Raw genomic sequence first — 23,103 nt, forward strand, 5'->3', positions numbered from 1 at the left:
GGTCGGGTGGCGGGGGTCAGGACGGGCGGCTGCCCACCGCGTCGCGGACCTCGGCGCCCAGGACGCTGTTGGCGCGGGCGCAGTGGGCGCCGCAGAAGAAGCGGCCGGCGACTTCGACGCCGTGGCCGACGATGCGGACGGTGCACTGTTCGCAGCGGGGGGCGAGCTTCTCCATCGCGCATTCGAAGCTGTCGAAGACGTAGGTGTCGCCGGTGATCGTCTTGATCTCGAAGGACAGCCAGTAGTCGTTCTGGCACACCACGCAGATCGCCATGTCGGGCTCCTCTCGTCGTACGGGTCCACCGCCGAGTCTTGGCCCGGGGCGGGCGGGCGGCAATCGGCGGCGGTCCGAACGGAGAAAACCGGACGGACCGGAACGAAACGGCGGGGTCCGTCCGATAATGGGCAGCAGGGTCCGGGGTCCAGCCGAGGAGGCCGAGATGATCATCCGAATCTGGGAGGCGCAGGTCGCCCCGCACCGGGCGGAGGACTTCTGCGCCAGGCTCGCCTCGACCGTGCTGCCCGGCCTCGGCCGGTGGGACGGCTTCCTCGGCGGCGAACTGCTGCGGGCCTGCGCCGACGGGGACCACCGGGTGCAGATGATCACCCGCTGGCGGGACGAGGAGGCGCTGCGGGCGTACGCCGGGCCGATGTGGCGGATTCGGCCGGTCTGGTCGGAGGGCGAGCTGCGCGAGCTGGAGCACCCGCCGACGGTGGTGCACTTCCACTCGCTGCGCCGGATCGAACAGGCCCCCGGGGAGTCCGCGGCCGCGGCCTGAGCGACGCGGGGAGGGCGGGACGTCGGGGCCCGCCGTGGAGGGGACTCAGGCCACGGGGATGCCGGTGTCGGCCTTCACCCGCTTCATCGTCAGGTGCGAGTGCACCTGCGCGATGCCCGGCAGCCCGGAGAGCACGTCGGTGACGAAGCGCTCGTACGCGGCGAGGTCGGCCACCGCGACCCGCAGCAGGTAGTCCGGGTCGCCGAACAGGCGGTGTGCCTCGACCACCTCCGGCAGCTCGGCCACCCGGCGTTCGAACTCGGCGACGGTGGCCCGGTCCTCGTGCCGCATCACCACCGTGACGAAGGGCTGGAAACCGCGTCCGACGGCGGCCGGGTCGAGCCGGGCGCGGTAGCCGCGGATCACGCCCTGCTGTTCCAGGTGGCGCACCCGGCGCAGGCACGGGGACGGGGTCAGGCCGACCCGGTCGGCCAGGTCGGCGTTGCTGATCCGGCCGTCCTGCTGGAGCTCGTGGAGGATTCTGCGGTCAAGGCGGTCCATGGCGCAACATTCTGCCAGAGCAGGGCGGTGACCAGCGAAAACGGGACATCGGCTGCCAACGGTGGACGGCTAGTGTCCGGGTGCTGAGATTTTCTCCCTCCCAGTGGTCCCCCGAACGCTCTCCCGAAGGTGTCCATGGACCCGCACGCCCTGCTGCTCTTCCTCGGCGTCGACGTGCTGCTGGTCTGCACGCCCGGCCCCGACTGGCTGTACATCGCCGCCCGCGGCCTCGGCCAGGGCCGCCGCGCCGCGCTCACCGCCGTCACCGGCGTCTGCGCGGGCTACGCCGTGCACACCCTGCTCTCCGCCGCCGGGCTGGCCGCCGCGCTGCGGGCCGTCCCCGCGCTGCTGCCCGCCCTGCGCCTGGCGGGGGCCGGCTACCTGGTGCTCCTCGCCGCCGGGATGCTGCTGGCCCTGCGCCGGGGCGGCGGCGGTGCCCGGGCCCTGGCCGCGGCCGGTCCGCAGCCAGCCAGGACGGTGCTGCGGCAGTCGCTGCTGACCGCGCTGCTCAACCCGAAGGGCCTGCTGCTCTACCTGTCGCTGGTCCCGCAGTTCGTCACCCCGGACGGCGCGCTGCCGGTCGGCGGGCAGGTCGCGGCGCTCGGCGCGGTCAACGTCCTGTGCTGTGCGGCCGTCTACTCGGCGGTCGCCCTGGCCACCGCCCGCCTCGGCGGCCGGTTCGGCGCCACCCCGACGGCGGCGCGGCGCCTGTCCGCGGTCTCGGCGGTGCTGCTGCTGGCCGTGGCGGGCGTGACGGCGACCGCCTGAACCCGCGCGCCCCGACCGGGGTGACGGTGCGTCAATTGCCTTGGGGCGGGCCCGGGGTGGAGCCGGAGCGGAGACCGCGGGCCGGGGCGGGGACCGGAAGCCGGGGCGGGCTCAGGAGTCGGCGTGCTCCGACAGGACCTCGATGGCGATGGCGAGCTGCTTGCGGAAGGAGGCCAGGTCCTGGTCGTCGAAGGAGTCCATCAGGCGGCGCTCCACGGCCACGGCTTCGCGGTCCGCCTTGCGGAGCAGGGCCGTGCCGGCCCGGGTGAGGCGGAGCAGGAGGACCTTGGCGTGGTCGGGGGAGTTGGTCCGGCTGATCAGTTTGCGCTGGTCGAGCAGCGAGATGACGCCGTTCATGGCCTGCGCGGTCACGCCGCAGATGCGGGCCAGCCGGGCGCCCGAGATGTTCGGGTTCTCCGCGAGGAGGAGCAGGGCCGAGTACTGGGGGACCGTCAGGCCGAAGGGGCGCAGCACCCGGTTCTTCTCGGCGATCAGGGCCTGTTCGGCCTGCTTGATGAGACTGCCGAGCCGCTGGTCGAACGGCAGCTCCGACTCCGTCGTCGGCATCTTTCCTCCTTGGTGGGACCCCGGTGCGCAGTTCGGACATCCGTGCACGGTTCGGACGTCGGCGGCCCATTGGTTGCTCCAGGCTACCGGTTCGGATGCGTCGGGTGAAGCTCCTGACCTTGTCTTGTGTCAGGGTCAGGGGAGAAAAAATCTAATGACACTTGAATCAAGGTCATGATAGCTTTCAGCCACCGCCAGAGAGTGGCGGCAGGTCACACGGGGGGAAGCCATGTATTTCCGGGAGGTAAAAGGCGGTGGTGAGAGCAGAAGCGGAATACGTTCTGCTGTTCTGCATCTCCCACCCCGGCACGACACATCGGGCGCCGCAGTGCTGGCCGGTCGGGCCGACGCCGACGAGGTGCGGCGGGACGGCTACCGCCGGCTGCCGGTGGACGACCGGCGCGCGGCACCGGACCTCGCCGTCGAGGCGGGGCGGACGGCGCTGGAGCGCGCGGGGCTGACGGCCGACCGGCTGGGCCTGGTCGCGCACGCCTGGATCCACCACCAGGGCCACGACTTCTGGTCCCCGGCGCACTACGTGGCCTCCTCGCTGGGGGCGCGCAACGCCGAACCGGTCGGCGTGCAGCAGATGTGCAACGGCGGCGCGGCCGCCCTGCGGATCGCGCTTGACCGGATGGCGGCCGACCCCGGGGTGGAAGCCGCCCTGGTGACCACGGCGGACAGCTTCCCCGCTCCCGGGTTCGAGCGCTGGCGCGCCGACTACGGTGTGGCGTACGGCGACGGAGGCACCGCCCTGCTGCTCACCCGGGAGCACGCCCGCTACCGGGTGGCGGGCCTGGTGACCGTCGCCGCGCCCGAACTGGAGCTGATGCACCGGGGGACGACGACTTCTCCCCGGCCCCGCGGCAGCACGGTGCGGCGCTCGACGTGCGGCGCACCAAGAAGGCGTTCCTGGTCCGGGCGGGAAAGGAGGTGTTCGCAGAGACGGTCGACCGCTCGCTGCGCCGTGCGGTGACCGGCGCGCTGGAGCAGGCCGGGCTGGGCCCGAACGCCAGCCTGCCGGTGGCCCTGCCGCGCCTGGGCCGCTCGGTCCTGGAGAGTGCCTACCTACCCGCCCTGGCGGGGCTCGTCGAGGGCGAGGTGCTGGACTTCGGCCCGGACACCGGCCACCTCGGCGCCGGTGACGCCGCCGCCTCGCTGGCGGAGGCCGACGCCCGGGGCCTCGTTCCACCCGGCGGCCACCTCCTGGTCATCTCCGCCGGTGCGGGCTTCACCTGGACCGCCCTGGTCGTCCAGGCCCTCTGACACCCCGACGTCCCGACCCGGCGTCCTGAGCCGGCGTCCCGACCCCACGTTCAGACCCCACGTTCCGATCCAGCGTCCAGGCACAGCGTCCCGATCCAGCGTCCCGATCAGACCTCCCGACCCGTTCCCCTGACCCGTTCTCCCGACCCCGCGTCCGGTCTCCGGCGCTCCCGTCCGATTCCCGACGGGCCGGGTCCGCAGCGCAGCCAGGTCCCCCTCCTCCTCCCGGTGCGGCAGCGACGCCGCTCGCCCGGGCCGAGCCGTCGGCCACCGAGCCGACCCCCTCGCTCCCCTCCTCGCGTCCTCGTGGACCCCGCGTGCAGTGCGGCACGCCGGAGGGGACGCCCCCCGTACGTCCTGACCCCACCGGAGCCGTCCGGCACGCCGTCGTGCCCGGTCCGGTGCCGGACGATCCCGCGACTTCCCGCGGTGAGCCCCGTCGTCGCCGTGCCCGGCACGCGGTGGCCGGTCGTTCCGGAGCCCTCGGTGATCCCTCTTCGATCCCTCTTCAAGGAAGGTGTCCCAGTCATGCCGTCCACCGCTCCATCTCGCCAAGAGGCGTCCGCTCCCGTGTCGACACGGATCTCCACGGTGCTGCCGCCGGCCGGCACGGCCCTGCCGCGGACCGACAGCACCATCGACCGCGCCCTGGTGCACCGCAGTGCGCTCAGCGAGGTCTTCGTCACCGCGATGGTCCCCGACCCGCGCGGCGGCACCCTGGCCTCGGCCCAGCTGCCCAGATCGCACGCCTACTGGGGGGACCACTCGCTGGCGCCCGCCTGTCACGATCCGGTGCTGCTGATGGAGGTCTGCCGCCAGGCCGCCCTGGCCGCCTCGCACCTCCAGCACGGGGTGCCCCGGACCGACAAGTTCATCCTGACCCACCAGGACCTGCGGATCACCCGGCCCGAGCTGCTCGCCCGCGGCACCAGGCCGACCACCCTGCTGCTCCGGCTCGACCCGGAACGGGTCCGGGAGCGCGACGGCCGCACCACCGGCGTCGACTACGTCCTCACGCTGGCGGTGGCCGACGGCTCCGGCGCGGTCCAGGACGCCGGGCGGGCCACGGTCGGCCTGCGCTTCAAGGCGGCGGGGGAGTACCAGGAGCTGCGGCTGCGCGGCCGGGAGGGCCGATCGATGGGCTCCACCGCGGACTTCGCCACCGGCGCGGTGGCCGGGGAGCCGGTGGCCGCGCCGCTCGTCGGCCGGCGGCTGCCGGAGAACGCGGTGCTGCTGGACGTGACGGCCACCGGCCGGGGCGCGACGTCGACGCTGCGGATCGCCGGCGACCACCCGAGCCTGTTCGACCACCCGCAGGACCACCTGCCCGGCATGGTGCTGATCGAGGGCGCCCGCCAACTCGCCCTGTACACCGTCCGGGAGCACATCGGGCTGGCACCCGGGAAGGTCCGGGTGCAGGCGGTCGACGCCCGGTACGAGCGCTTCGCGGAGCTGGACTCGCCGCTGCGCCTGGAGGCGCTGCTGCCCGACTGGGAGGCGCTGCTGTCCGGCGCGCCCATTCCGGTCGAGGTGCTGGCCACCCAGGACGGGGCCGCCAACTGCCGGATCGTGGTGGACCTGGAGCTGGCGTGCCGCTGACCCTCGCACCGGCCGAGGCCCCCACCGCCGTGGCGGCCCCGATGGCCTTCTTCGACGTCGACGAGACGCTGATCGCAGTCAAGAGCATGTTCTCCTTCCTCCGGTTCCACCTGGAGCGCCGGGGCGAACGGCCGGAGACCTACGACGCGTTGGTCGGGCAGCTGCACGCGGACGCCGCCGCCGGGACCCCGCGCCACGAGATCAACCGCCGCTACTACCGGCTCTTCGCCGGGGAGCGGGCGGCCGAGCTGGCCGCGTCCGGCCGCGCCTGGTTCGAGGACGCCCTGCGGGGCGCGGCGGAGGCCGGCGGGTCGCTGCTGCTGGCGGAGCCGGTCGCGCATCTCAGGGCGCACCGGGCCCGCGGCACCGCGGTGGTGCTGCTCTCCGGGTCGTTCTTCGCCTGCCTCGACCCGGTCGCCGAACTGCTCGGCGCGGACGGGGCGTTGGGTACCCGGCCGATCGTCCGCCGGGGCGAGCTGACCGGCGAGGTGGTCGGGCCGATGATCGGCGGCCGCAAGGCGAGGGCCGCCGCCGCGGCGGCCTGGCTGCGCGGCGCCGACCTCGACGCCTGCCTCGCCTACGGCGACCACGCCAGCGACCTGCCGCTGCTGGAGGCCGTCGGCCGCGGCCTGGTGGTCGGCGCGGACCCGGTCCTCGCCGAGGCCGCCCGCACCCACGGCTGGCAGTTCCTGGACGCCGCCCCCGGGCACTGAGCCCCGGCGTCCGCCGACCGCCGCGCACCCCCCCCAGGGCCCTGGGCCCCGGCGCCCGTCCGCCGCCGCGCACACCGCCGTGCGCGGCGGCCGGCGGACCGCACCGCCGCACCCCCGGCACGCCGCACCAGCACAGCCAGCACAGGAGGAGAACACCCCATGCCCCCGTACAGCCAGGCCGACCAGGCCCCCGCCGTCGGCATCCTCGGCACCGGTTCCTACCTGCCCGAACGCACCGTCCCCAACGAGGAGATCGCCCCGGCGGCCGGGGTCGTCCCGGAGTGGATCGAGAACCGCACCGGCATCGTGGCGCGCCGCCGGGCCGCGCCGCACCAGGCCACCTCGGACCTCGCCGCGCTGGCCGCGACGCGCGCCCTGGCGGCGGCCGGACTGCCGGCCGACCGGATCGACGTCATCGTCCTGGCCACCTCCACCCCCGACCACCCCCAGCCCGCCACCGCCAGCATCGTGCAGCACCTGATCGGCGCCGGGCAGGCCGCGGCCGTCGACGTCAACGCGGTGTGCAGCGGCTTCGTCTACGCGCTGGCGATGGCGGAGGGCCTGCTGCGGGTCCGCGGCGGCGGCCACGCGCTGGTCATCGGCGCCGACGTCTACTCCCGGATACTCGACTACTCCGACCGCCGGACCGCCGTCCTGTTCGGCGACGGGGCCGGCGCGGTGGTGCTCGGCCCGGTGGCGGCCGACCGCGGCCTGCTGCACACCGTGCTGCGCGGGCACGGCGACGAGCACCGCCTGATCAGCGTCCCGGCGGGCGGCAGCCGGACGCCGCCCTCGGAGAGCACGGTGCGCGAGGGCGGCCACTTCTTCCGGATGGACGGGCGCGGGGTGCGGGAGTTCGTCTCCGCCGAGCTGCCCCAGGCGATCGCCGAACTGCTGCGGGAGAACGGGCTGAGCCCCGAGCAGATCGACCACTTCGTCCCGCACCAGGCGAACGGCGAGATGCTGCGCAGCCTGCTGCCCAGCCTCGGACTGCCGGAGTCGGCGCTGCGCCTGACGGTGCGGGAGTTCGCCAACACCGGGTCGGCCTCGGTGCCGATCACGCTGGACGCGGTGTTCGCCTCGGGCGAGCTGCGGCCGGGCCAACTGGTGCTGCTGGCCGGTTTCGGCGGCGGCATGAACGTCGGCCTCACCCTGCTGCGCTGGGGCGTGGACGCACCCGCACCCGTGCTGAGCAGCGGCCGGAGCGGTCAGGAGCAGCACGTCCTGACCGTCTGACCGACCGGCCGGCCCGGCTCGTCCATGCCATGGCATGTGTCAGGGTCTTTATATTTGATCGACCATCGCTATAGACTCAACCCTCGATACCGCGTGAAGCGTCTATGGCCAATCAAGGACAAACCAGGAGTCCACCGTGACCGTCGTGCAAGACCTCGAACCGGTACAGACCGGTGACGAGCAGATGTCGCAGCGTCAGAAGGCGATCCTGCTCGTACTGCTGGCCACCCAGTTCATGCTGGCCGCAGACTTCTCCATCCTGAACGTCGCGGTGCCGGAGATCGGCTCCTCGCTGCACTTCTCGCTGAGCAGCCTGCAGTGGATCGTCACCGCCTTCGCCCTCACCGCGGCCGGGTTCACTCTGATCTTCGGCCGGGTCGGCGACCTGCTCGGCCGCAAGCGGCTCTTCCTGGGCGGCATGGCGCTGCTCGGCCTCTCCTCGCTGCTCGGCGGCCTCGCCCAGACGCCCACCCAGCTGATCGTCGCCCGGGTCGGGCAGGGCCTGGCCACCGCCATCACCACGCCCTCGGCACTGGCCCTGATCACCACGTCCTTCCCCGAGGGCAAGCTCCGCGAGCGGGCGATGGGCCTCAACGGCGCCCTGATGTCGGCCGGCTTCACCGCGGGCGCCATCCTCGGCGGCGTGCTGACCGGCCTGCTCGACTGGCGCTGGGCCTTCCTGATCAACGTGGTCGTCGCCGTGGCCGTACTGGTCGCCGCGCCCCGGCTGCTGACCGAGAGCCGCTCCGGTCAGCGGGTCTCGATCGACCTGCCCGGCTCGCTCACCGTCTGCACCGGCCTGGTCGCCCTGGTCGTCGGCATCACCCGGGCCGGCGAGCACGGCTGGACGGAGACCTGGGTCCTCGTGCTGCTGGCCGCCGCCGCCGCGCTGCTGGCCGCCTTCTGGGCGATCGAGCGGGTCACGGCCGAACCGCTGCTCCCGGTGCGGCTGCTGGCCCGCCCACCATCAGCTGGGGCAACATCGGCGGCCTGGTCACCTTCACCATGATGTCCTCCGTGGTGTTCCTGATGACCCTCTACCTCCAGGACGCCCTGCACTACTCGCCGCTGGTCACCGGCCTGGCGTTCAGCGGCCTCGGCACCGCGGCCTTCTTCGGCGGCCTCCGGACCGCCCGGATCATCGGCCGCCTCGGCAGCCGCACCGCGCTGGTCCTCGGCCTAGTCATCCAGGGCGTCTCCACCGCCGCGCTGCTGCTGATCGGCACCGCCCACGGCCCCGGCCTGACCCTGATGATCGCCGCCACCACCGTCGGGGGCTTCGGCCACGTGCTGTCGATCGTCTCCTTCATGGTGACCGGCACCCTCGGGGTCTCCGACGACGACCAGGGCCGCGCCACCGGCATCACCTCGATGACGCAGCAGGTCGGCATCACCATCGGCATCCCGATCATCAGCACCCTGGCCACCAGCCGGATCGCCGCCGCCGGCCACGGCGAGAGCGCGGTCGCCGAGGGCGTCCGCACCGCGATCGCCGTCGACGCCGGGGTGGTGCTGCTCGCCGCCCTGCTGATCGGACTGTTCCTGCGCAAGCGGCACCTCTCGGCCGCGGCCTGACGGCCCGACCCGCCGACCGGTCGGCACCGTCCCTGACGGCCGGTCACCCGGGGGCGGGCGGCGCCCCGTGCCGCCCGCCCCACCGTCCGACGGAGTCCGCACCGTCCGCACGGTCCGCACCGTCCGACCACGTCACGCACGTCCGCACCGCCCGCACCCACCGCACCGGAGGAGAAGAGTTGAGCGCCATGGAGCCCGATCGGCCGGTCGGCAGCAGCGAGGTGTTGATCGTCGGCGCCGGCCCGGTGGGCGTCGCCCTGGGCTGCGACCTGTTGCAGCGCGGCGTGCGGGTGCGCCTGGTGGACAGCGCCGCCGCGCCCGCCCCGGCTCCCCGGTCCCGGGCCGTGCTGGTCTGGCCCCGCACCCTCGAACTGCTGCGCGGCATCGGCGTCGCGGAGCGCCTGGCGGCCACCGGCCACCGGCTGACCGGCATCGGCTACCGCTCCGAGGGCCGGCTGCTCGGCCGGGCCGCGGTCGACCGGATCGCCGACACCCCGTACCCGTTCGCCGCCACCCTGCCCCAGTACGAGACCGAACGCCTGCTGCTGGAGCGCCTCGCCGAACTCGGCGGCACCGTCGAGCGCGGCGTCGTCCTGGAGGACCTGCGCCAGGACGCCCGCGGCGTCACCGCGCGGCTGCGCCACCCCGACGGCAACGAGGAGCAGGCGCACGCCCGTTGGCTGGTGGGCGCGGACGGCGCGCACAGCTCGGTGCGCAAGCAGCTGGGCATCGGCTTCGACGGCGACACGGTGGACGTCACCTTCGGCATCGCCGACGCGCCGATCGACGGCCCGGCCGCCCGCGACACCCTCCACTACTGCTACACCGCCGACGGCGCGCTCGGCGTCGTCCCGCTGCCCGACGGCCTGTTCCGGGTCGCCATCAGCATCCCGCACCGCGACCCGGCCGAACCGCCGCCCGCCGGGGTGTTCGCCGAAGCCCTGCGGCGGCGCGCCCCCGGCCTGGGCGAACTGGGCGAACCCCGCTGGACCGGATCGTTCCGGGTCCGCTGCCGGATCGCCGACCGCTTCCGCGACGGCAACTGCTTCCTGGCCGGCGACGCCGCGCACATCATCAGCCCGGCCGGCGGCCAGGGCATGAACTACGGCCTCCAGGACGCCTTCAACCTCGGCTGGAAGCTGGCCGGCGTGCTGCGCGGCACCCTCGACGCCGCGGTGCTCGACAGCTACCACCGCGAACGGCATGCCGCGGTCGCCCGGGTCGCCGCCGTCACCGCCGCCCAGACCCGCTGGGGCATGATCGCGGGCGGCCCGCGCCGGGTCCTGCGCGACACCCTGGTGCGCGGCGCGGCCCTGGGCGGCCTGCTGCGCCGCCGGATCGCGCCGATGATGGCCCAGACCGACGTCAGCTACGCGGCGGACGGCCTCCGGCGCGCCCGCCCCGGCCACCCGCGGCCGGGCGACCGACTGCCGGTCTTCGCCCCCGCAGCCCTCGCAGCCCCCGGCGGACCTGCCGCCACCGCCGCCACCGCGGCCCCCGCCCCGGCCGACCCCGCGCTCGACCGTGACGGCTTCACCGTCCTGGTCCGCCGCCCGTCCGGCTCGTCCGGCCCGTCCGGCCCGTCCGGCCCGTCCGGCCCCGCCGGAGCGGACGACCGGGGCAGCGCCGCGGTGGCCGCCGCGCTCGCCGGGCGTCCCGCCGTGGTCCGCACCGTGGACGACACCGCGTCCGCCACCCTGCTCCGCGCGCTCGGCCCCCGCCCCGTCCTGGTGGCGCTCCGCCCGGACGGCCACGTGCAGTACGTCGCCCCGGCCACCCGCAGCGGCCTGGCCGACCTGGTCCGGCACCTCGACGGCCTGGCCCCGCGCACCCGCACCGCCCCGGAGCCCGCCGCCGCCCGCGGCTGACCCCGGGCCGGCTCCGCCACCCCGCCCGCCCCACCCCGCCCGCCCCGCACCTCCGCACGACGTCCAGGGAGACGAACCGCAATGCACACCACCACCCTCGGTACCACCGGACCCGCGATCGGCCGGATCGGCCTCGGCTGCATGGGCATGTCCTGGGCGTACGACGAGCCCGGCCGGGACGACGCCGCCTCGATCTCCGTCGTCCACCGCGCCCTGGACCTCGGCGTCAACCTCATCGACACCGCCGACGCCTACGGCCCGTTCACCAACGAGTACCTGGTCGGCCGCGCGCTGGCCGGCCGCCGCGCGGACGCGGTGCTCGCCACCAAGGTCGGCCTGGTCGTCGACGGCAGCCGCACCATGCACCGCAACGGCCGCCCCGAGCACATCCGGGCCTCCATCGACGCCTCGCTGCTGCGTCTGGGCACCGACCACGTCGACCTCTACCAGCTGCACCGGGTCGACCCGGCCGTCCCGCTGGAGGAGTCCTGGGGCGCGATGGCCGAGGCCGTGAAGGCGGGCAAGGCCCGCGCCATCGGCCTCTCCGAGGTGAGCGTCGCGGAGATCGAACGGGCCGCCGCCATCCACCCGGTGGCCTCCGTGCAGTCCGAGTTCTCGCTCTGGTCCCGGGACGTCCTGGAGAACGGGGTGCTGGCCCACACCGCCGCGCACGGCATCACCCTGCTGCCCTTCTCCCCGCTCGGCCGCGGCTTCCTGACCGGCGCGATCCGCAGCTCCGCCGACCTCCCGGCCGGCGACTGGCGGCACGGCAGCCCGCGCTTCCAGCCCACCGAGATCGACGCCAACCAGGCGCTGGTGGAGCGGATCGAGGGCGTCGCCGCCCGCCTGGAGACCACCCCGGCCCAGGTGGCGCTGGCCTGGCTGCTCGCCCAGGGCGGGCACGTCGTGCCGATCCCCGGCACCAAGACCGCGCGCTACCTGGAGCAGAACGCCGCCGCGGCCGAACTCACCCTGGACGCCACCGTCCTGGCCGAGCTGGACACCCTGCCCGCCCCGGCCGCGCCCCGCTACTGACCCGGCGCCACCCGCCCCACCCCGTCCCACCCCACCCCACCCCGTCCCACCTCTCCCCAGGAGCAGACCCCATGCGTGCCGTCCTCTTCGACCGCTACGGCGACCCGACGTCCTCACCGAGGCCGAACTGCCCGTGCCCGAGCCCGGCCCGGGCCAGATCTCCGTCGACGTCACCCACGCCGGGGTGAACTTCGCCGAGGTGATGTTCCGCCGCGGCCAGATCCAGGTCGGCCTCCCGCACGTCCCCGGCCTGGAGGCGACCGGCACGGTGCGGGCCGTCGGCGAGGGCGTCACCGGGCTGCGCCCCGGGCAGCGGGTCACCGCACTCACCCTGGACGGCGGCGGCTACGCCGAGGTCGTGCTGGCCCGCGCCGACCTGACGGTCGTCCTGGAGGGCCCGCGGGCGATCGCCGACCCGGCCCTCGCCGCCGCCTTCCCCTGCAACGTGCCGGTCGCCCTGGGCCTGCTGGAGTCCGCCGCCCGGCTGCTGCCCGGCGAGAGCGTCCTGGTGCTGGCCGCGGCCGGCGGGGTCGGCACCGCCGCCGCGCAGATCGCCCGCCGGGCCGGCGCCTCCCTGGTGCTCGGCGCCGCGAGCACCGTCACCAAGGCCAAGTACGCCGCCGACTTCGGCTACGACGAGGTCGTCCCCTACGAGGCGCTGGCCGAGCTGGTCGCGGACCGCACCGACGGCCGCGGCGTCGACGTGATCCTCGACTCGGTCGGCGGCGAGCAGCGCGCCGCGGCGGCCGGGCTGCTCGCCCCGCTGGGCCGCCAGCTGATCTTCGGCGACGCCGCCCAGCAGGACGCGCCGATCCAGCCCGACCACCTGTGGTTCGGCTCCCGGGCCCTGGTCGGCTACAACATCGGCGACCTGGCGCACCGCGCCCCCGAGCTGGTGCGCGGACACCTGGAGCGGGCCGCCGAGCTGGTCGCCGCCGGTGACGTCCGGGTGGACTTCACCGAGTTCGCCCTCGCCGACGCCGCCGAGGCCCACCGCACCCTCACCGACCGCTCCTCCACCGGCAAGCTGGTGCTGCGGGTGAACGGCTGATCCGGATGCTCCTGTTCTCCTTCCCGGCCGGCGGCTTCGGCACCAACTGCTACGTGCTGGCCGCCGAGCCGGGCGGGCCCTGCCTGGTGGTCGACCCCGGGCAGGCCGCCACCGACCCGCTGCTGCGGCTGTTCGCCGAACACCGGCTGGAGCCGGCGGCGCTGCTGCTCACCCACGGGCACATGGACCACAGCTGGTGCGCCCGGGAGCTGGGCGCGCAGACCGGCGCGCCGGCCGTGCTGCACGCCGCCGACCGCTTCATGCTCGCCGACCCGGCCGCGCCGCTGCCCCCGACCTTCCCCGGCCGCCTGCTCGCGGGCTACCCGGAGAGCGAACCGGAACGGCTGACCCTCCTGGAGGGCTCCGCCGACCTGGAACTGGCCGGACTGCGGGTCCGGGCCCACCACGGCCCGGGGCACACCGAGGGCTCCACGATGTTCCGGGTCGACCCGGTCCGGGACGGCGACCCCGCCCTCCTGTTCACCGGCGACACCCTGCTCGCCGACCGCCTCGGCGACTCCGGCCTCCCCGGCGGCAGCCGCACCCGGCTGGAGTCCTCGCTGCGCCGCGTCTGCGGCCCGCTGGACGACAGCACGGTGCTGCTCCCCGGCCACGGCCCGGCCGCCGCGCTCGGCACCGCCCGCCGCGGCCTCCCGCTGCTGCGCGGCGAGGCCGCCTGAACCCCCGTCGCGCCACCGGGCTTTCCCCCGGACCCGGTGGCGCGACGGGACCACGTCGGGGACGGGACCACGTCCGGGGCGGGAGCACGTCCGGGGCGGGAGCACGTCCGGGACGGAAGCGCCCGCTGACGCCGGGTCGGGCCCCCGTCAGGGCAGCGCCGTCGCCGTGTCGTGCGCGGCGAGCGCGGCGCGCAGGGTGAGCAGGTCGGGGCCGCGGACGGCGTCCAGGCCGGTGAGGTCGGCGGTGCGGCGCAGCCGGTAGTCGACGGTGTTGGGGTGCACCTGGAGGTGGGTGGCGGTGCGCCGGCGGTCGAGGCCGCAGGCGAGGAACGCCCGCAGGGTGGCCAGCAGTTCGGGGCGTCCGACCAGCGGGGCGAGCAGCGCGGCGAGCGCGTCGCGGGCCGGGCCGGGACGGCTGAGCTGGTACTCGACCAGGACGTCGTCCAGCAGGTGCAGGCCGGGGCCGCGGCCGGTGGCCTCGGCGACCCGGCGGACCCCGGCGGCCAGCCGGGCAGCGTCGGCGACCTCCCCGGGGACGGCGCGGGCGGCCCCGGCCGTCAGGTCGGCGCCGCAGGCCCGGGCGAGGCGGTCGACCAGGTCGGTGAGCGCGGCACGGTCGGGGGCCGGGTCGGGGGAGTCGTCCGGCAGCAGCACCGGGCCGCCGTCGGCGGCCAGCGCGGCCAGCGGCACCCCGTCCGTGCGGCGCTCCAACTCGGCGCGCAGCCGCCGGAGTTTGCGCCGGGCGACGACCGAGCGGTTGACGCCGGGGCGGGACTCGTCGGGGTGCGGGCCGACGGCCAGCGAGAGCACCAGGTAGCGGGCGGGCAGCCGGATGCCGGCCCGGTCGGCGGCGGCGCGCGGGTCGCCGCCCTCCAGCAGCCGGGAGAGCAGCGCCTGCCGGGAGACCTGCTCGTCGCCGAGCGCGGCCTGCCGCTCCTGCACGTACCCGGCGGCGACCGCGCAGCTGACCACCCGCAGGTAGCCGAGCAGCCGGTCCTGGGCGGTGACGACGTCGGGCAGGTCGGCGGGGGCGGCCTCGGCCAGCACCCGGGCCGCGCACAGCTGGGCGCCCAGGTGGTAGGCGCCGACCACGGACTCCAGCGGCACCCCCTCGTCGGCGCGGCGGGCCGAGGACTCCCGAATCCGGGCCAGCTCGGCCTCACCCGGCAGCTCGCCGGTCCGCATCACCTCGACGAACGCCCGGATGCCGCGCTCGACCTGACGGGCCACCTCGCCGCGCAACTGCTCGGGCGGCAGCGCGTGGTAGGCCGGGAGCCGGTCCAGCAGTCGGACCATCACCTCGCCGGCCAGTGCGGGGGCCAGCGCGAGCAGCCGCAGGTGGACCGGCCGGCCGCCGAACCGGGGGCCTTCGACGGCGGGTTCGGGGACGGGTTCGGGGACGCGCTCGGGGGCTCCGGCGGTGGACACCGGCGCGGGGCCGGGCCCGGCGGCGGTCACGGCTCCGGTCGTGGCCCCGTTCGCGGTTCCGTTCGCGGCCCCGTCCGCGGTTCCGGCGGTGGTGAGTTCGACGGTGGTGAGTCCGGTGGTGGTGAGTCCGGCGGCGGGTCGGGCGTTGGGCGCGGTCACAATCCACCTCGCGAATCTCTGTGCGGCGGCCCGGCGACGGGGCCGGGCGGCGCGGTCATCATGGTTTCCCGGAGGTTACCTACCCGTAGGTAACTCCCGCGAGCCCCCACCGTTGTTCAGGTCGCGCGCCCCCACCCCCACCCAGAAACGGGAACCGCCATGAACCGAGCCGCCCGGTTGATCGCCACCGCCCTCGCCGCCGCCGCGGTCGCCACCGCAGCCCCCGTCGCCACCGCCGCCGCGGCGACCGCCACCACCGCGGCCGACCCGTTCTACCGCTACGACGGCAGCGCCCCGCTGTCCTCGATCGCGCCCGGCACCGTGCTCAAGACCCGCACCCTCGCGTACCACCTGCTCGGCCTGCCCACCCCCGTGCGGGCCGTCCAACTGCTGTTCCGCACCACCGACGCGCAGGGCCGCCCCAGCGCGGGCGTCACCACCGTGGTGCGCGGGCTGGGCAGCGACGGCTCCAAGGCGGTCTCCTACCAGTCCTTCTACGACTCGCTGAACCCCGAGCACGCCCCGTCCCGGGCGGTCGCGGGGGACGTCAGCCTGGGCGGCGCGATCGCCAACGCCGAGTCGCTGTTCGTCGTCCCGTTCGTGCTCCAGGGCTACGACGTGGTGATCCCCGACACCGAGGGCCAGACCGCGGACTTCGCCGCCGGGCCCGAGTACGGCACCACCACGCTGGACTCGATCCGGGCCGCCTCCGCCTCGTCCGCCACCGGGATGAACGCGGACACCCGGTTCGGCATGCTCGGCTACTCCGGCGGCGCGATCGCCACCAACTGGGCCGCCGCCCTCGCCCCCGGCTACGCCCCCGACGTCAACCGCCGCCTGGTCGGCTTCGCCGAGGGCGGCCTGCTGGTCGACCCCGCGCACAACCTCACGTACGTGGCCGGGGGCGTGGTGTGGCCCGGCGTCATCCCGATGGCGGTCACCGGCGTGGCCCGCGCCTACGGCTTCGACCTCCAGCCCTACCTGAGCGACTACGGCAAGCAGGTGTTCGCGAAGATGCAGGACGCCTCGATCGCCAACGCGCTCGGCCAGTACCCCGGTCTGACCTGGCAGAAGCTCGCCAAGCCCGCCTACGCGAACCCGAACTCGATCCCCGAGTTCCTGGAGGCCGTCAACAAGGTCAACCTCGGCTCGGCCGCCACCCCCACCGTCCCCGGCTACATCGCCCAGGGCAACGGCGGCGTCCTGGAGGGCACCTTCAGCAACGTCTCCGGCATCGGCACTGGAGACGGCGTGATGGTGGCCGGCGACGTCCGGGCGCTGGCCCGGCAGTACTGCGCCACCGGCAACGGCAGCATCAAGTACCAGCAGTACGACCTGCTCAGCCACCTCGGCGCGGCCGTCCCGTGGGCGCCCACCGCCGTGCTCTACCTGAACGACCGGTTCGCCGGGAAGGCCGCCCCGTCCGACTGCGGGCGCATCCCGGCCGGCAACTCGCTCGCCCCCGAGCGGCCCGCCGTCGCCGGGAGGTGACCCGCTGCGCGCCCGCCCCGCACCACACCGGGGCGGGCGCGTCCGCCTCCGCGTCCGCCTCCGCGGCCGGGCCTACGTCCAGGCGACGGACACCACGACGGCGGCCGCGGTGAACGTCCCCACCGCGTAGAACGCCCACGGCCGCCGGGTGGGCATGCCCACCAGCGCGACCACCGCCACCAGGACGTCCAGGCCGAGCTTCACGCCGATCTTCGGGTACAGCACCGGCAGGTCCAGGGCGTGCCTGGTCCAGACCAGCCCGGCGCCGGTGACCAGCTGCACCACCGCGCTGGACACCATGTACCCGCCCGTCACCGGGTCCTTCCCGCGCAGTTGGTAGAACAGCCCGCCCAGGATCGCGGCGAACCCGAACAGGTGGAAGACGAGGAACGCGTACCGAAGTGTCTCCATGCCAGTGATCTCTCTCCAGGGCCGGAACGGATGAGGACTTCCGGTACTGAGAGCGGAACGGCACCCGGATGCGTGACACCGGCGGCCCGGACGGCGGGGAGATCCGCGTCACACCCGCACACGCGGGGGCCCGTCCGCCGGTCAGCGGACGGGCCCCGGGGTGCGGACGCGGCGTCAGAGCTCGCGCGGGTACTGCTTGGCGCCGCTGCGGATGCGCAGCGCCGCGACGATCTCGGTGACGCCGATCACCACCAGGCCGCAGGCCGCCAGGATCGCCAGCGCGGTGATCGAGTGGGCGGGCCAGACCATCAGCACGACGCCCGCCAGCACGCTCAGGCCGCCGACGAAGCCCTGCCAGCCGCGGGCCGGCATCATCGGGTCCGAGGCCACCGCCGCCAGGTGCGTGATGCCGCGGAACAGCCAGCCGATGCCGATCCACAGCGCCAGCAGCAGCACCGACTGGGCCGCCGAACGGAAGCACAGCAGGCCCAGCAGCACGCAGATCGCGCCGCTGATGAACGCCAGCACCCGCAGCGCCGTCGACGCGTGCGTGCCGAACGCGCCGACCAGCTGCACCACGCCGATCACCAGCAGGTACAGGCCGAACAGCACGCCGACCACCCACAGCGTCTGCTTCGGCCACGCCAGCACGACCACCCCCAGCGCCAGCGAGATCAGCCCGCCCGCCAGCACCGCCTGCCAGGCCAGCCGGGCCAGCTGCTGGAACGGCCCGGGCAGGTCGTCGCGGGAGTCGATCCGGTACGGGGCACTCATGGCTCCTCCGAAGGGCGGGACGGAAACGGGCATGACACCCCCAGCCTCCGCGCCCCGCCACCCCCGGGGCGCGGCGGGATGCGCCGGACGGACGAACGGGCCGCCCCGTCCGCACCCGGACCCGCTACCGTCCGTTCACCCAACCGTCCTGACGGGCCGTCTACCATCTGACGGTATGACGGACCAGGGGCGGGGGAGCCCGGAGGACGGGGCCGAGCCGGGCGGAACGGACCCGGACGGGCACTACATCGTGTGCGGCGGCAACTCGCTCGCGCACCGGCTGATCCTGGAGCTCACCGAGCAGTACGAGGTCCCGGTGGTCGCCGTGGTCCCCGACCGGTCCCGCGAGCACGCGCCCGCGATCGCCCAGATACCCGGCGTCACGGCCGTGCTGGAGCACTCCACCGTCACCGGCGAGGCGCTCGCCGCGGCCCGGGTCGAGCAGGCCCGCGGCATCGCGCTGATGGACGGCACCGACCAGGAGAACATCCACGCCGCGCTGGCCGCCGAGAACCGCAACCCCGGCGTCCGGATCGTGCTGCGGATCTTCAACCAGCGCCTGGGCGAGCACCTGGAGAAGCTGCTGCCCAACTGCGCCGCGCTCTCCGGCTCCGCCACCGCCGCGCCCGCCTTCGCCAACGGCGCCCTCGGCCACCCGCACACCGTCGAGGTCGGCGGGCGGCAGTTGTACGTCGCCTACGACGCGGACATCCGGTCCGACCAGATCTGCCTGGTCGCCGACCGGATCGACCGCCAGGACCTCGGCCGGCTCCGGCTGCTGCCCGAGACCGGGGGCCGGGCCGCCGACTTCATCCGGATCGCCGAACTCCTGGGCGGCGGCGAGGCGCTGGGCCCGGTCGGCCGCTCCGACCCGGCACCCGCCCGGGAGCCCGGCGGCCTGGCCGCCCTACAGCGCCTGGACACCGAACCGCCGCTGCGCCCGCCGCTGCGCAAGCGGCTCAAGTGGTGGCTGCTCGACAGTCTCAAGTACTTCACCAACACCCGGCTGCGGATGATCCTGATCACCGCGTTCGCGGCGATCGTGGTCGGCGGCCTGGTGCTGGCCACCCACACCACCCACTCCGGCGGCCTCGGCTGGACGGTGTACTTCACGCTGCTCGACGCGGCCGGCGCCGTCCAGCCCGACGTCCCGGGCGAGCAGGTGCTCGGCGACTCCTGGGCCCGGGCCGCCCAGGTGCTGATCACCTTCTGCGGCATCACCTTCGTCCCGGTCGCCACCGCCATCGTGGTCGAGGCGCTGGCCAGCGGGCGCCGTGGCCTGCCCCGCCCGCCCGGGGCCCGCACCCGCGACCACGTCATCGTGGTCGGCCTCGGCAACGTCGGCACCCGGGTCGCCACCCTGGTGCACGGCACCGGCCTGCCCGTGGTCTGCCTGGAGCGCGACCCGCAGGCCCGCGGCATCACCGCCGCCCGCGCCCTGGGCATCCCGGTGCTGATCGGCGAGGGCCCGCTGGAGGCCCAGCTCAAGCAGGCCCGGGTCAAGCACGCCCGCGCCGTGGTCGCCGTCACCTCCGACGACGCCGCCAACCTGGAAGCCGCCTTGGAGGCCCGCGCGGTACGGCCCGAAGTCCGGATCGTGGTGCGGCTGTTCGACGACGACTTCGCCCACCACGTGTACGCCACCCTGGGCAACGTCGCCTCCCGCTCGGTCTCCTACCTGGCCGCGCCCGCCTTCGCCGCCGCCCTGATGGGACGCGAGGTGCTCGGCACCCTCTCGGTCTTCCGCCACGTCCTGCTGATCGCCGAACTCGCCGTCGAGGAGGGCTCCGCGCTCGACGGCCGCAACACCGGCGACCTGGAGGGCCCCGGCGGCGTCCGGGTGCTCGCCGTCCGGCTGCACCGGCGGGTCCCCGACTACCAGTGGAACTTCGCCGACCGCTCCCGGCGGCTCGCCCCCGGCGACCGCGTGGTGATCGCCGCCACCCGGGCCGGACTCGCGCGCGTCATCCAGTGACGGTGTGTACAGTGACGGTTCGTCCGATGGCGGAACGGGGGCCGCGGCGGCGTCGATGAGGGGACACCGGCGCCGCAACTCCCGTTCCCACAGCTATCGGTGACGCAGCGTCAGGGTGGGCGGGGGGAGCCGTGCCGGTCCGGTCGCGCGCACCGCACCTCCCCGACGGAGCACCGATGATCCGCGCCGCCCTGCACGGCCACGCCGGGATGATCCCGGCCTTCCTGGTCCTCGCCCTGCTGCTCGGCGCCGCCGGGCACCGGCTCGCCCGGCGGCACGGCCTGCCGCGCTGGGCCGTCCTGCTGCTCGCGGTCGCCCTGGCCGGGGAGCTGGCCGTCACGCTCCACCCGACCTTCGGCGGCGGCGCCCTGGCCCCCTCCTGCGCCTGGAGCGGCGACCCCGGGTCGGCGTTCCGCACCGAGCAGGGGCGGCTCAACCTCCTGATGTACCTGCCGGTCGGCCTGTTCGCGGTCCTGGCCCTGGGCCGACCGCTGGCCGCCGCCTGCGGGGTGCTCGCGCTGAGCGCCGCCACCGAGACCGTCCAGGGGCTGCTGCCCGCGATCGGACGGGCCTGCGACAGCGCCGACTTCACCGTCAACGCCACCGGCGGCCTGCTCGGCGTGCTGCTCGGCTGCGCGGTGCGGCTGGTCCGGCGCCGCCGGATCGCCCCGGACCGGCGGGAGTGGCGGCTCACCGGCCTGCTGGTGGCCGCGGCGGGCGTGCCGGTGCTGCTGCTCCAGTCCTTCGTGCTGACGCCGACGGCCGCCACCGGCGCGGTCGAGGCGAGCGCGGAGCAGGAGCAACTGGCCCGGCAGGACACCGTGCTGCTGTTCGGCCCGGACGCCCGGCTGATCCGCACCCAGCGCCTCCTGGACGTCGGGGTGGACCAGCTGACCGCCACCGTCGACCGGGGCTTCTTCACGGTGGACTGGCCCTCCGGGCGGCTGCGCGACCTCATCACCTTCCCCGCCGACCCGGGCGCCGCGCCGCCCGCCGTCCCCGCCGAGCAGGCCGCCGCGTCCGCGCGGGGCGTCCGCCCGGTGGCCGACGCCTTCGCCGCCCGCTGGCTGCCCGACCTCGCTCCGGGCATCGAACCCGTCGTCACCCCCGGCGGCGGGCAGGACGGCAGCCACCGCTTCACCTACGGCACCGGCCCGGACGCGCTCTGCCTGGACGTCGCCCCGGACGGCCGGCCGGTCCGGTTCGGCATCCGGCGCTGAGGGTGGCGGTGAGGCCCGGCCGGGCCGTCGGCGGCGCCGCGTAGGGTGCCCGTGACCGTGCCGGCGGGCGACCCGACAGACGACCCGCCGGACCACCCGACGCAGGGGGGAGCGCACCCGTGCCGCAGCACCCGGCCGGCGGAGGACCGGCCCCCGACCGACAGCCCGCGGACCCCGACGGCCTGGAGGCGCTGGCCCGCGACCTGTACCGGCGCAACGCCGAGCACCGCGGCGAGTGGACGCTGGACGGCGGCGGGCTGGTCCGGCGGCTCCGGGCGCTGCCGGTCGAGCGGCGGGTGTCGCTGCTGGTGCGCCTGAGCGAGGGGCTGGAGCGAGGGGCGGTGCACGCCCCGCCGGAGCGCCGCGGCCTGGCCGCGCTCCACGTGCTGTTGGCGGAGGGGCTCTCGGACCGGGAGCTGGCCCCCTGGCGGGAGCCGCTGCTGGCCGAGGCGGCCGGGCGGCCGGCGCTGTGGGAGGGCTGGCGGCTGACCGCCCTGGTGGAGGCCGACCTGGCCGCCGGGCGGGAGCTGCCCGCCGCGGTGGTGGCGACCGTCCGGCGCTCGGCCGTGCTGGCCGCCGACCCGGCCGGACTCCCGGCCCTCGCCGCCCGGTTCACCGAGCCGCCGCTCAACCCCGGTGAGCCGTGGGCCGATCGGGCGCTCGCCGACCTGGCCGGTGCCGGGCCCGCCTGGCGGGAGCTGCTGGCCCACGCGCTGACCGCCACCGGGGCCAGGCCCGCCGCGCGGTGGCTGCGGGCCGGGCGGCCGCTGGTGGACGCGGTCGGGCCGGGGCCGCTGCGCGAGGCCGTCGCCGGGTGGTTCGCGCTGACCGGGCAGCCGCGCCGGGACGGCCTGCCCTCCCCGTACCGCTCCGGCCCGGCCCTGCACGACCCCGACCCGTTCAACTGGCGCGCCCTGCAAGGGCTGTCCGCCCTGCTGGCGCTCACCCCGCCGCACCCCGACGCCGCCCGGGCCCTGGGCGTCCTGGCGGAGGCCGCGCTGATCCCGGTCCGCGGCCTGGGCCCGCGCTCGCCGCTGACCGCCGCGGCCGCCGTCCGCGCCCTGACCGCCCTCGGCGGCCCGGACGCCCGGGCCGAACTGGAGCGGCTGGCGGGCGCGTCGGCCCACAAGCCGACGCTGAAGGCGGTCGCGGCGGCGCTCACCGGCTGGGCGGACTGACCGGCTGGGCGGACCGACCGGCTGGGCCGACCGACCGGCCCCGCCTACCGGTGGGTGAAGGAGGCCGGGCGCTTCTCGGCGAAGGCCGCCATGCCCTCCTTCTGGTCCGCGGTGGCGAAGGCGGCGTGGAACAGCCGCCGTTCGAAGCGGACGCCCTCGGCGAGGGTGGTCTCGAAGGCGCGGTTGACGGACTCCTTCATCATCACGGCGGCGGGCAGCGACATCGCGGCGATGGTCCCGGCGACGGCGACCGCCTCGGTGAGCAGTTGCTCGGCGGGGACGATCCGGGAGACCAGGCCGGCCCGTTCGGCCTCCTCGGCGCCCATCATCCGGCCGGTCAGGCACAGGTCCATGGCCTTGGCCTTGCCGACGGCCCGGGTCAGCCGCTGCGAGCCGCCGATGCCGGGGATGACGCCGAGGGTGATCTCGGGCTGGCCGAACTTCGCGGTGTCGGCGGCGATCAGCACGTCGCAGAGCATCGCCAACTCGCAGCCGCCGCCGAGCGCGTAGCCCGCGACCGCGGCGACCACCGGCTTGCGCAGCCGGCCCAGCTCGTCCCAGGGGGCGAGCCAGTCGTCGAGGTAGACCTCGGGGAAGCGGTTGTCCTGCATCTCCTTGATGTCGGCGCCCGCGGCGAACGCCTTGGCGGAGCCGGTGATCACCAGCGCGCCGATCTCCGGGTCGCGGTCGAAGGACCGGGCCGCCGCCACCACCTCGTTCATCAGCTCGGTGCTGAGCGCGTTGAGCGCCTTGGGCCGGTTGAGGGTGATGATGCCGACCCGGCCCTCGCGGTCCACCAGGATCGTCTCGTACTCGGTCATCGCCGGTT

General features: G+C 75.5%; 22 protein-coding genes and 1 pseudogene. 16 read left to right on the forward strand and 7 right to left on the reverse strand.

Annotation, left to right across the window (positions count from 1 at the left end; translation table 11 throughout):
- Positions 1-16 precede the first annotated feature (16 nt).
- Complete coding sequence (locus QMQ26_RS28775) at positions 17-274, reverse strand: Prokaryotic metallothionein (RefSeq protein WP_100839697.1); 258 nt, start codon at positions 272-274, stop codon at positions 17-19.
- A gap of 166 nt (positions 275-440) precedes the next feature.
- Here QMQ26_RS28775 and QMQ26_RS28780 point away from each other — a divergent pair, with 166 nt between their 5' ends.
- Positions 441-779 (forward strand): antibiotic biosynthesis monooxygenase family protein, encoded by a 339-nt coding sequence (locus QMQ26_RS28780; RefSeq protein ID WP_159073298.1) that lies wholly within the window; start codon positions 441-443, stop codon positions 777-779.
- 45 nt (positions 780-824) lie between these two features.
- Here QMQ26_RS28780 and QMQ26_RS28785 read toward each other — a convergent pair whose 3' ends face one another.
- A complete protein-coding gene (locus tag QMQ26_RS28785; protein ID WP_100839695.1) occupies positions 825-1,280 on the reverse strand; it encodes an Lrp/AsnC family transcriptional regulator in 456 nt (151 codons plus the stop codon).
- Positions 1,281-1,415: 135 nt separating this feature from the next.
- Here QMQ26_RS28785 and QMQ26_RS28790 point away from each other — a divergent pair, with 135 nt between their 5' ends.
- The gene (locus QMQ26_RS28790) at positions 1,416-2,048 is read left to right on the forward strand and encodes a LysE family translocator (RefSeq protein WP_100839694.1); all 633 of its coding nucleotides are present in this window, start codon (positions 1,416-1,418) and stop codon (positions 2,046-2,048) included.
- A 111-nt stretch (positions 2,049-2,159) separates the two neighbouring features.
- Here QMQ26_RS28790 and QMQ26_RS28795 read toward each other — a convergent pair whose 3' ends face one another.
- Positions 2,160-2,615, reverse strand: a complete 456-nt coding sequence (locus tag QMQ26_RS28795) for a MarR family winged helix-turn-helix transcriptional regulator (RefSeq protein ID WP_100839693.1) — start codon at positions 2,613-2,615, stop codon at positions 2,160-2,162.
- 328 nt (positions 2,616-2,943) lie between these two features.
- Here QMQ26_RS28795 and QMQ26_RS28800 point away from each other — a divergent pair, with 328 nt between their 5' ends.
- The 10 genes and pseudogenes from QMQ26_RS28800 to QMQ26_RS28845 all read left to right on the forward strand — a co-directional run bounded on the left by QMQ26_RS28800 (position 2,944) and on the right by QMQ26_RS28845 (position 13,638).
- Complete coding sequence (locus QMQ26_RS28800) at positions 2,944-3,591, forward strand: beta-ketoacyl-[acyl-carrier-protein] synthase family protein (RefSeq protein ID WP_282203244.1); 648 nt, start codon at positions 2,944-2,946, stop codon at positions 3,589-3,591.
- Positions 3,549-3,881, forward strand: a complete 333-nt coding sequence (locus tag QMQ26_RS28805; protein ID WP_282203245.1) for a 3-oxoacyl-[acyl-carrier-protein] synthase III C-terminal domain-containing protein — start codon at positions 3,549-3,551, stop codon at positions 3,879-3,881. The genes QMQ26_RS28800 and QMQ26_RS28805 overlap by 43 nt, the downstream gene beginning before the upstream one ends.
- A 570-nt stretch (positions 3,882-4,451) precedes the next feature.
- Positions 4,452-5,480, forward strand: a complete 1,029-nt coding sequence (locus QMQ26_RS28810) for an AfsA-related hotdog domain-containing protein (protein WP_282203246.1) — start codon at positions 4,452-4,454, stop codon at positions 5,478-5,480.
- A complete protein-coding gene (locus QMQ26_RS28815) occupies positions 5,471-6,193 on the forward strand; it encodes an HAD family hydrolase (protein WP_282203247.1) in 723 nt (240 codons plus the stop codon). Before QMQ26_RS28810 ends, QMQ26_RS28815 begins: the two co-directional genes overlap by 10 nt.
- 159 nt (positions 6,194-6,352) lie before the next feature.
- Positions 6,353-7,429, forward strand: a complete 1,077-nt coding sequence (locus QMQ26_RS28820; protein ID WP_100839689.1) for a 3-oxoacyl-ACP synthase III family protein — start codon at positions 6,353-6,355, stop codon at positions 7,427-7,429.
- A gap of 184 nt (positions 7,430-7,613) precedes the next feature.
- A pseudogene (locus tag QMQ26_RS28825) lies at positions 7,614-9,004 on the forward strand (MFS transporter).
- Between the two features lie 188 nt (positions 9,005-9,192).
- Entirely contained in the window at positions 9,193-10,872 is a 1,680-nt protein-coding gene (locus tag QMQ26_RS28830) for an FAD-dependent monooxygenase (RefSeq protein WP_282206637.1), read from the forward strand.
- An 81-nt stretch (positions 10,873-10,953) separates the two neighbouring features.
- Positions 10,954-11,907 (forward strand): aldo/keto reductase, encoded by a 954-nt coding sequence (locus QMQ26_RS28835; RefSeq protein WP_100839687.1) that lies wholly within the window; start codon positions 10,954-10,956, stop codon positions 11,905-11,907.
- Positions 11,908-12,040: 133 nt separating this feature from the next.
- On the forward strand, positions 12,041-12,958 hold the full coding sequence (locus QMQ26_RS28840; RefSeq protein ID WP_282203248.1) for a quinone oxidoreductase family protein: 918 nt from the start codon (positions 12,041-12,043) through the stop codon (positions 12,956-12,958).
- Between the two features lie 5 nt (positions 12,959-12,963).
- Positions 12,964-13,638, forward strand: coding sequence for an MBL fold metallo-hydrolase (locus QMQ26_RS28845; protein WP_282203249.1), 675 nt, complete (start codon positions 12,964-12,966; stop codon positions 13,636-13,638).
- A gap of 147 nt (positions 13,639-13,785) precedes the next feature.
- On the opposite strand, the gene QMQ26_RS28850 is transcribed toward QMQ26_RS28845, so the two are convergent.
- A complete protein-coding gene (locus QMQ26_RS28850) occupies positions 13,786-15,225 on the reverse strand; it encodes a PucR family transcriptional regulator (RefSeq protein ID WP_282203250.1) in 1,440 nt (479 codons plus the stop codon).
- 159 nt (positions 15,226-15,384) lie between these two features.
- On the opposite strand from QMQ26_RS28850, the gene QMQ26_RS28855 reads away from it, so the two are divergent.
- Entirely contained in the window at positions 15,385-16,716 is a 1,332-nt protein-coding gene (locus tag QMQ26_RS28855) for a lipase family protein (protein WP_282203251.1), read from the forward strand.
- Between the two features lie 72 nt (positions 16,717-16,788).
- Here the strand turns inward: QMQ26_RS28855 and QMQ26_RS28860 are convergent, their stop codons facing one another.
- Both QMQ26_RS28860 and QMQ26_RS28865 read right to left on the reverse strand, forming a co-directional pair.
- The gene (locus tag QMQ26_RS28860) at positions 16,789-17,127 is read right to left on the reverse strand and encodes a hypothetical protein (protein WP_282203252.1); all 339 of its coding nucleotides are present in this window, start codon (positions 17,125-17,127) and stop codon (positions 16,789-16,791) included.
- Positions 17,128-17,301: 174 nt separating this feature from the next.
- Positions 17,302-17,901 (reverse strand): HdeD family acid-resistance protein, encoded by a 600-nt coding sequence (locus tag QMQ26_RS28865; protein ID WP_282203253.1) that lies wholly within the window; start codon positions 17,899-17,901, stop codon positions 17,302-17,304.
- Between the two features lie 175 nt (positions 17,902-18,076).
- Between QMQ26_RS28865 and QMQ26_RS28870 the strand changes: the two genes are divergently transcribed.
- The 3 genes from QMQ26_RS28870 (at position 18,077) to QMQ26_RS28880 (ending at position 22,274) form a co-directional block, all read left to right on the forward strand.
- Positions 18,077-19,876: an NAD-binding protein gene (locus QMQ26_RS28870; RefSeq protein WP_282203254.1), complete on the forward strand. Its 1,800-nt coding sequence runs from the start codon at positions 18,077-18,079 to the stop codon at positions 19,874-19,876.
- A gap of 176 nt (positions 19,877-20,052) precedes the next feature.
- The gene (locus tag QMQ26_RS28875; protein WP_282203255.1) at positions 20,053-21,096 is read left to right on the forward strand and encodes a VanZ family protein; all 1,044 of its coding nucleotides are present in this window, start codon (positions 20,053-20,055) and stop codon (positions 21,094-21,096) included.
- 119 nt (positions 21,097-21,215) lie between these two features.
- Positions 21,216-22,274 (forward strand): serine/threonine-protein kinase, encoded by a 1,059-nt coding sequence (locus QMQ26_RS28880; RefSeq protein WP_282203256.1) that lies wholly within the window; start codon positions 21,216-21,218, stop codon positions 22,272-22,274.
- A 44-nt stretch (positions 22,275-22,318) separates the two neighbouring features.
- Here the strand turns inward: QMQ26_RS28880 and QMQ26_RS28885 are convergent, their stop codons facing one another.
- Entirely contained in the window at positions 22,319-23,095 is a 777-nt protein-coding gene (locus QMQ26_RS28885; RefSeq protein WP_100839679.1) for an enoyl-CoA hydratase, read from the reverse strand.
- Between the last annotated feature and the right edge of the window lie 8 nt (positions 23,096-23,103).

This window comes from Kitasatospora fiedleri (assembly GCF_948472415.1).
GTDB classification, from domain to species: Bacteria; Actinomycetota; Actinomycetes; order Streptomycetales; family Streptomycetaceae; genus Kitasatospora; species Kitasatospora fiedleri.